The organism is Luedemannella flava (genome assembly GCF_039528515.1).
Taxonomy (GTDB): domain Bacteria; phylum Actinomycetota; class Actinomycetes; order Mycobacteriales; family Micromonosporaceae; genus Luedemannella; species Luedemannella flava.
In genome coordinates this window covers 1-7,430 of sequence record NZ_BAAALT010000252.1, presented here as the reverse complement: position 1 = coordinate 7,430, position 7,430 = coordinate 1, and the positions used below count along the sequence as shown (strand labels likewise).

The 7,430-nt window shown below is 70.4% G+C and carries 9 protein-coding genes; 5 read left to right on the top strand and 4 right to left on the bottom strand.

Annotated features, from left to right (window positions below):
• On the top strand, nucleotides 1-642 hold a 642-nt coding region (locus ABD211_RS28665; protein ID WP_344138572.1), incomplete at its 5' end, for an FHA domain-containing protein.
• Nucleotides 643-645: 3 nt separating this feature from the next.
• Here ABD211_RS28665 and ABD211_RS28660 read toward each other — a convergent pair.
• The 4 genes from ABD211_RS28660 to ABD211_RS28645 all read right to left on the bottom strand — a co-directional run bounded on the left by ABD211_RS28660 (nucleotide 646) and on the right by ABD211_RS28645 (nucleotide 3,667).
• Complete coding sequence (locus ABD211_RS28660) at nucleotides 646-933, bottom strand: hypothetical protein (RefSeq protein WP_344138570.1); 288 nt, start codon at nucleotides 931-933, stop codon at nucleotides 646-648.
• A 25-nt stretch (nucleotides 934-958) separates the two neighbouring features.
• Nucleotides 959-1,801 (bottom strand): ABC transporter permease, encoded by an 843-nt coding sequence (locus ABD211_RS28655; protein ID WP_344138568.1) that lies wholly within the window; start codon nucleotides 1,799-1,801, stop codon nucleotides 959-961.
• A 23-nt stretch (nucleotides 1,802-1,824) separates the two neighbouring features.
• The gene (locus ABD211_RS28650; protein WP_344138567.1) at nucleotides 1,825-2,823 is read right to left on the bottom strand and encodes an ATP-binding cassette domain-containing protein; all 999 of its coding nucleotides are present in this window, start codon (nucleotides 2,821-2,823) and stop codon (nucleotides 1,825-1,827) included.
• Between the two features lie 73 nt (nucleotides 2,824-2,896).
• Entirely contained in the window at nucleotides 2,897-3,667 is a 771-nt protein-coding gene (locus ABD211_RS28645; protein ID WP_344138565.1) for an AfsR/SARP family transcriptional regulator, read from the bottom strand.
• Between the two features lie 173 nt (nucleotides 3,668-3,840).
• Between ABD211_RS28645 and ABD211_RS28640 the strand changes: the two genes are divergently transcribed.
• From ABD211_RS28640 to ABD211_RS28625, 4 genes are all read left to right on the top strand, one after another.
• Entirely contained in the window at nucleotides 3,841-5,142 is a 1,302-nt protein-coding gene (locus ABD211_RS28640; RefSeq protein WP_344138563.1) for an ABC transporter substrate-binding protein, read from the top strand.
• 95 nt (nucleotides 5,143-5,237) lie between these two features.
• Nucleotides 5,238-6,164, top strand: a complete 927-nt coding sequence (locus ABD211_RS28635; protein ID WP_344138560.1) for a carbohydrate ABC transporter permease — start codon at nucleotides 5,238-5,240, stop codon at nucleotides 6,162-6,164.
• 2 nt (nucleotides 6,165-6,166) lie between these two features.
• Nucleotides 6,167-7,024 (top strand): carbohydrate ABC transporter permease, encoded by an 858-nt coding sequence (locus ABD211_RS28630; protein ID WP_344138574.1) that lies wholly within the window; start codon nucleotides 6,167-6,169, stop codon nucleotides 7,022-7,024.
• Nucleotides 7,025-7,223: 199 nt separating this feature from the next.
• The coding region (locus ABD211_RS28625; protein ID WP_344138558.1) for a hypothetical protein at nucleotides 7,224-7,430 on the top strand (207 nt) is incomplete at its 3' end.

The following is a 7,430-nucleotide window of genomic DNA, read 5'->3' as shown; positions in this document are numbered from 1 at the left end:
GTTGTCGAGCCGGCGGCCCCCGAGCCGGCGGTGTCAGCGACGCCGATGGCCCCGCCGCCGCCCCCGCCGGTCGCTGTCCCGCCGGTGTTCGCGCCGACCGAGGTCGAGGCCGAGGTCGTTCCGTTCGAGGTCGCCCCGCCGGCGCCCGTCCTGGCGTCCGTGGCCACCGAGGCGCACGTCGCCGAGTCCGAGCCGCAACTGTCGTTCCTGCGCGACCGTGAGGACGTGGGCGGCGGTTCGTCGTCCTCGGGTGCCTCCGGCATCGGCGCCGCCCCGTCCGGCCTGGGCGCGGAGCCCGTCGTCGGTGGGCCGGGCGCGCTGACGCTCGACGACGGCACCGTGTTCGCCCTGGACACCGACTACCTCATCGGCCGCGACCCGCGGCAGGACCCCGAGGTCATCGCCGGGGTCGTCAAGTCGCTGCGGGTGGCCGACCCCGACGGGGTCATCTCCCGCCGGCACGCCCGCATCACCGTCGTCGCCGGCCAGGTCCGGGTCTTCGATCTCGGCTCGGCGAACGGCACGTTCATGGAGCTGCCCGGCGACCCGCAGCGGCACCGACTGACCGCGGGTGAGCCGACCGTGCTCACCCCGGGCGCGCGGGTCATCATGGGCCGCCGCTGGCTGCGCTACGACCCGTGATCGCTACGGGCGCAGCGGGGTGCCCGGCCGGGCACCCGTCAGCCGCCCGGCGCGCCGCGTTCGTGGACAGGTGCGCCACGGCCTCCGGCCAGGTCCAGTCGCCCAGCTCGCGGGTGTGCCGGCCGAGGAACCGGGCGAACGCCCCGTACCCGCGCGGGTGCGGGTGCGCCCCGGCCGCCAGCCCGGCGAAGATGCCGCGAAGTAGCGGGCCACGAACGAAGCGGTCTGAGCCCTCGCCGGCGCGCCCGTGCCGTCGAGCACCTCACCGCCGTGCACGACGAGATCAAACATCCGGCCAGTCTGGCATGGCCCGCCGTCAGCGCCGGTTGTACCGCCGCATCGTCAGGTAGCCGAAGATCAGCACCGACGCCAGGCTCTCCAACAGCAGGATGGTGACCGCGCCGACATCCGGATCGCCGGCCATGATCGAGCGCACGCCGGCCACCAGGTGCGTGATCGGGTTGACGTCGACGAACGCCTGCAGCCAGCCGGGCATGGTCGTGGGATCGACGAACACGTTGCTCAGGAAGGTCAGCGGGAACAGCACCAGCATGCTCACGCCCATGACGGACTTCTCGCTGCGCAGGATCAGGCCGAACCAGGTCCACACCCAGGAGAACGCGAAGGAGAAGAGCACGAGCAGGGCGATGCCGCCGAGCGCGCCGAGGACGCCGCCGCCGGGGCGGAAGCCGAGCACGAGGCCGACCGTCAGGATGACCAGCGCCGCGAGCACGTAGCGCAGCAGATCGCCGAAGATCATGCCGACCAGGGCCGACGGCCGCCAGACCGGCAGCGTCCGGAACCGGTCGAAGACGCCCTTCTCGATGTCCGTGTTCAGGCCGACGCCCGTGTACATCGTGATCATGACGACGCTGGTGACCATGATGCCGGGCAGCAGGTACTGCAGGTACTCCCGGGGCGAGCCGGCCAGCGCGCCGCCGAACAGGTACGTGAACATCAGCGTCATGATGATCGGGAAGGCGGTGACGTCGAACAGCTGCTCGGGGACGTGCTTGATCTTGAGCATCGCCCGCCAGCCGAACGTCAGCGACGCGGACAGCGCGTTCGGCCGGGGTGGCCGGTTCCCCGGCGCGAGGACGGTGCCCAGCACCTCCGCGGACGGCACGTAGTCCACGGCGGGCACGGTGGCGGTGCTCATGCCGTCACCTCCGCTGCGCTCGCTCATGATGCGGCCTCCAGGTCACGGTCGGCGGGCTTGTCGGTGAGGGCGAGGAAGACCTCGTCCAGGCTGGGCTGGCCGAGCGAGAAGTCGTCCACGACGATGCCGGCGTCGGCGAGCGCCAGCAGGGCGCGCGACGCCTGGACGCTCGCGCCGGTGTCGTCCGCGCTGTCGGTGACGCGCGCGGTGAGCGAGACGGCGTCGCCGCTCGGCTCCACCGCCGCGTCGAGGGTCTTCGCGAGGATGTTCGCCGCGTCCTCCCGCTGCCCGGGGTCGCGCAGCCGCACGTGCACCATGCCGGCGCCGATCGACGCCTTCAGCTCGCCCGGCGTGCCCTCCGCGATGACCCGGCCATGGTCGACCACCGCGATGCGGTTGGCGAGCCGATCGGCCTCGTCGAGGTACTGCGTCGTCAACAGCACCGTCGTCCCGTGCGCCACCACCGCCCGGATGATCTCCCACACCTGGCTGCGGCTGCGCGGGTCGAGCCCGGTGGTGGGCTCGTCCAGGAAGAGCAGGTCCGGGGTGTTCAGGATGCTGGCGGCGATGTCGACCCGGCGGCGCATCCCGCCCGAATACTTCTTGACCTGGCGGTCCGCCGCGTCGGTGAGCCCGAACGCGGCGAGCAGTTGCGCCGACCGCTCCCGCGCGACCGGCTTGCTGTAGCCGAGCAGCCGGCCCAGCAGCACGAGGTTCTCGTGTCCGGTGAGGTCCTCGTCCACCGACGCGTACTGCCCCGTGAGGCTCACGCGGGAGCGCACCGCGTCCGCCCGGTGCACCACGTCGTGACCGAAGACCCGTGCCTGACCACCGTCGGGGCGCAGCAGGGTCGCGAGCACCCGCACGGCGGTGGTCTTTCCCGCTCCGTTCGGCCCCAGCAGGCCGTAGACGCTGCCCGCGGGCACCCGCAGGTCCAGCCCGTCCAGCGCGCGGGTGTCGCCGAACGTCTTCACCAGCCCGGTCGCCTCAATGGCTGGCTCGCTACCGTCGTGTCCTGGCATATCCCTTGGCCCTCCCTGTGGTCCCACACAGCAGCGCCACTATCTCTCACCCGGGTGACATTCTGCTGGGTGCCTAGCTCGCCAGGGGCAGCTCGCGACGGAGGATGGTGAGCTGCAGGCTGTGCAGACCCGGCGCCTCGATGCCGCGCTCGCGCAGCAGCCGCAGCCCGTCGCGGCACACCTGCGCGGCCTCGTCGGCGCGCTGCTCGGCGTAGAGGGCCACCGCGAGCTGGTGCCGCAACCCCTCGTCGTACGGCTCCTCGGCCAGGTGGCCGGCCAGCTCGCCGACCGCCTCGCCGTGCCGGCCCAGGGCGGTGAGCGCCCCGGCCAGCCCCCGGCGGGCGGCCCGGCGCAGCGCGTTGAGCCGCGCGATCTCGGGCAGCGCGAACGGGCGGTCCGCGACGTCGGCGTACGCGGGACCGCGCCACAGCTCCAGCGCGTCGCGGATGAGCCTGCTCGCCCGCTCCAGGTCGCCGGTCGTCCCGGAGAGCAGCGGCCGGGCCTGCGCGTACGCCTGCTCGAACCGGCGCGCGTCCACGTCGCACGCGGCGGTGTCGAGCCGGTAGCCCACGCCGTGGCCGTTGCCGAGGGTGGTGACCGGGTCGCCGGCGCCGGCGGCGCGCAGGGCGCCACGCAGGTGGGACACGTGGCTGCGCAGGGTCGCGGGCGCGGCCTCGGGGGCGCCGGCGCCCCACACCATCGCGACGATCCGGTTGGCCGGCACCGCCCGACCGAACTCCACGAGCAGCACCGACAGCAGCGCCACGAGCCGTGGCCCGAGCCGTACCCGTACGCCGTCGCAGCGCACCTGCACCGGCCCCAGCACCTCGATCTCAAGCTCCATGCCGCACCCCTCCCCGTGTCGACGTAACAACAGCGAGTCAGCGCGGGGCGATCCGGTTTCACGCTTCCACCGATCTTGAACGCGATTTCCACACCCCCGGCGCGACCGTGTTAGCCGACGGCGACAGACCGTGCCGTTCATCAATGAGTCAACTCTGCCGAAAGGTGTCATGCATGGGCGCCATCAGAAGCCGCCTGCGGGGCTTCACGACGGCCGCGCTCGTCCTGGGACTCGTCCTGGGCGCGGCGGCCTGTTCCGCCGAGGACGACAAGTCCGGCGACGGCAAGACCACCGTGACCATCCAGTGGTTCGGCTCGCCGGGCTTCGACCAGGCGATCAAGGACTTCCAGGCCGCCAACCCGGACATCGTCGTGAAGTCCGAGAACCGCGGCCAGCTCAAGGACTTCCAGCCGCTGCTGGTGCAGTGGCTGGCCACCGGCTCCTCCCAGCTCGGTGACGTGATCATGCTGGAGGAGGGCACGCTGCTGGAGTTCCTGCAGGAGCCGTCCAAGTGGGCGAACCTGCTCGACCTCGGCGCGGCCTCGCTGAAGGACACGTACCTGCCCTACAAGTGGGAGAACGGCTTCACCGCCGACAAGTCCAAGCTGGTGGGTCTCGGCACCGACATCGGCGGCCTGGCCATGTGCTACCGCAGCGACCTGTTCGCCAAGGCCAAGCTGCCCACCGACCGCGAGTCGGTCAGCAAGCTGTGGCCGACGTGGGAGGCCTACGAGCAGCAGGGGCTCAAGTTCAAGGCCGCCAACACGGGCGCGACCTGGATCGACTCGGCCACCAGCATCATGCAGCCGTACATCATGCAGAACTCGGACACCTGGTTCTACGACCGGTCCAACAACTTCATCCTGGACAGCAACCCGAAGGTGCGCGAGGCCTACGACTACGGCCTCAAGCTCGCCGGCGAGGGACTGACCAGCAAGCTGGTCCGCTGGACGCCGGACTGGGACGCGGCGTTCAAGAACGCGGCGTTCGCGACCGTGCCGTGCGCCGCGTGGGGCACGGGCGTCATCTCCGAGCGCGCCGGCGACGCCGGCAAGGGCAAGTGGGACATCGCCACGATCCCGGGCGGCAGCGGCAACTGGGGCGGGTCGTACCTGGCCATCCCCGAGCAGTCGAAGAAGAAGGACGCGGCGTACAAGCTGCTCACCTACCTGACGGGCAAGGCCGGTCACCTGGCCGAGTTCAAGGAGAAGGGCGGCATGCCGTCCAGCATCCCGGCGCTGGACGACCCCGCGTTCGCCGACGCCAAGAACGAGTACTTCAGCAACGCGCCGGTCGGCAGGATCTTCGGCGCCAGCGTGAAGACGCTCAAGCCCATCTACCTCGGGCCCAAGCACCAGCAGCTGTGGGAGACCATCCTCGAACCGGCCATGCAGGCCGCCGAGAAGGGTTCCCTCGGCGCCGATGCCGCCTTCACCAAGGCGGTCACGGACGGCAAGAAGCTCGCCACGGGCTAGTTCGACGCGGTCGTCGCGGCGGGGCCTGCCTCTCCAGGCTCCGCCGCGACGGCGCAACCCCTCGTAACAGACCCTGGCGAAAGGACGCCCCGCACATGACCGCCCCACCCGGCGCCGTGGCCAAGCCGCGCCGCCGACCCGGCTCGGCGACGCCGTACCTGTACGTCGCCCCCTTCTTCGTGTTGTTCGCCGCGTTCGGCCTGTTCCCGCTCATCTACACGGCCTGGGTGTCGCTGCGCGACTGGCGCCTGGTGGGCGGCGACCGTGGCTTCGTCGGCCTGGACAACTACACCGAGGTGCTCACCGACGCCCGGTTCTGGAACGCGCTGGGCAACACGTTCGGCCTGTTCATCGTGGCGACCGTGCCGCAGTTGCTCATCGCGTTGTGGCTGGCGAACCTGCTCAACCGCAAGCTGCGCCTGCAGACCGCCTTCCGGATGGGCGTACTCCTGCCCAACATCACGTCGGTCGCGGCCGTGGGCATCGTGTTCGGCTTCATCTTCGCCGACCGCTACGGCCTGGTGAACTGGCTGCTCGACCTGATCGGGGCGGACGTCGTGGAGTGGCGGGCGAGCCGGCGCACCGCGTGGTTCGCCATCTCGGTCATGGTCGACTGGCGGTGGATCGGCTACAACGCGCTCATCTACCTGGCCGCCATGCAGGCGATCCCGCGCGACCTCTACGAGTCGGCGGCGCTGGACGGCGCGTCGCGGGCCCGCCAGTTCTGGCGACTGACGGTCCCGATGATCCAGCCGACCATCCTGTTCACGATCATCATTTCGACGATCGGCGGCATGCAGCTGTTCACCGAGCCGCTGCTGTTCAACTACGGCCGCATCGAGGGCGGACCGCTGAACGAGTACCAGACCATCGCCATGTACATCTACCAGCGCACCTTCCGCGGCAACACCGAATACGGCTACGGCGCCGCGATGTCGTGGTTGCTGTTCGCGATCATCATCGCCTTCGCGCTGGTCAACTTCTATCTGGTACGCCGTACCGTGCGGGGGTCGTCGAAGTGAGCGTGTCCCGTCGTCGCCGGATCCCGGCCGGGCGCCTGTGGGAGGCGTCCCCGCTCACCTACGTGGGCCTCGTGCTGGCCTGTGTCCTGTCGGCGTTCCCGATCGTGTGGTCGTTCATCATCGCCTCGCGCGACAACAGTGCGGTGTACGAGATCCCGCCGCCGCTCGTGCCGGGTGGCCACTTCGGCGAGAACGTGCGCCGGCTGCTCGACAATGAGCAGGCGAACTTCATGATCGGCCTGGCCAACTCGCTGATCGTGTCGACGATCGTGACCATCTCGGTGGTGTTCTTCTCCACGCTGGCCGGCTTCGCGTTCGCCAAGCTGCGCTTCCGGGGCGCGAACATCCTGCTGCTGGTCATCATCGTGACGATGATGGTGCCCACGCAGCTCGGCATCATCCCGCTCTACATGCTGATGATCAAGCTGGGCTGGCTGGGCAGCCTGCAGGCCGTCATCGTGCCGTTCCTGGTGAAGGGCTTCGGCGTGTTCCTGATGCGCCAGTACACGGCCTCGGCGATCAGCGACGAGCTCATCGAGGCGGCCCGGGTGGACGGCTGCTCCACGTGGCGCATCTACTGGCAGGTCGTGCTACCGCTGGTGCGTCCGGCGGCGGGCGTCCTGGCGCTGCTGACCTTCATGGAGACCTGGAACGAGTTCCTCTGGCCGTACCTGGTCCTGACCAACAAGACCCCCACGGTCCAGTACTCGCTGAGCGTTCTGGCGGCGGGCAACTACAGCACCGACTACGTCCAGATCTTCACGGGTACGGCGTTGGCGGTCGTCCCGCTGCTGCTCGTCTTCCTGGTGTTCGGCCGCCAGATCATCGCCGGCATCATGGAGGGCGCGGTCAAGGGCTGAGCAGAGTCTCGCCGGACCCCGGATGGCGCGCATCCGGGGTCCGACGGCGTGGTGCGCAGGCATTAGCCTATGGACACACCTGAAGGCGGGAAGGTGTCCGGTGTCTCTGCAGTTGCCCGACGAGGTCAGCGGCCTCGCGGCCACATTCCTCATCCTGGTCCAGGCGATCATCGACAACCGCGACTGACGAGAGGGCGCCGTGGGCGACGAACTGTACGAGGACGGCGGGGTCGTCGCTCTGGCCGTGGTCCTGGCGGCCTTCGGCGCGGTGCTCGCGGTCGCCATGGCCGTCCAGGGCCGGTACGCGCTCGCCGCCGGCTGCGGCGCGATCGCGCTGGCGGGCTGGGCGTTCCTGGCCGGCGTGGCCCGCTTCGTGCGCCGGCGGGGCGGCGCCACGCCCGCGGTG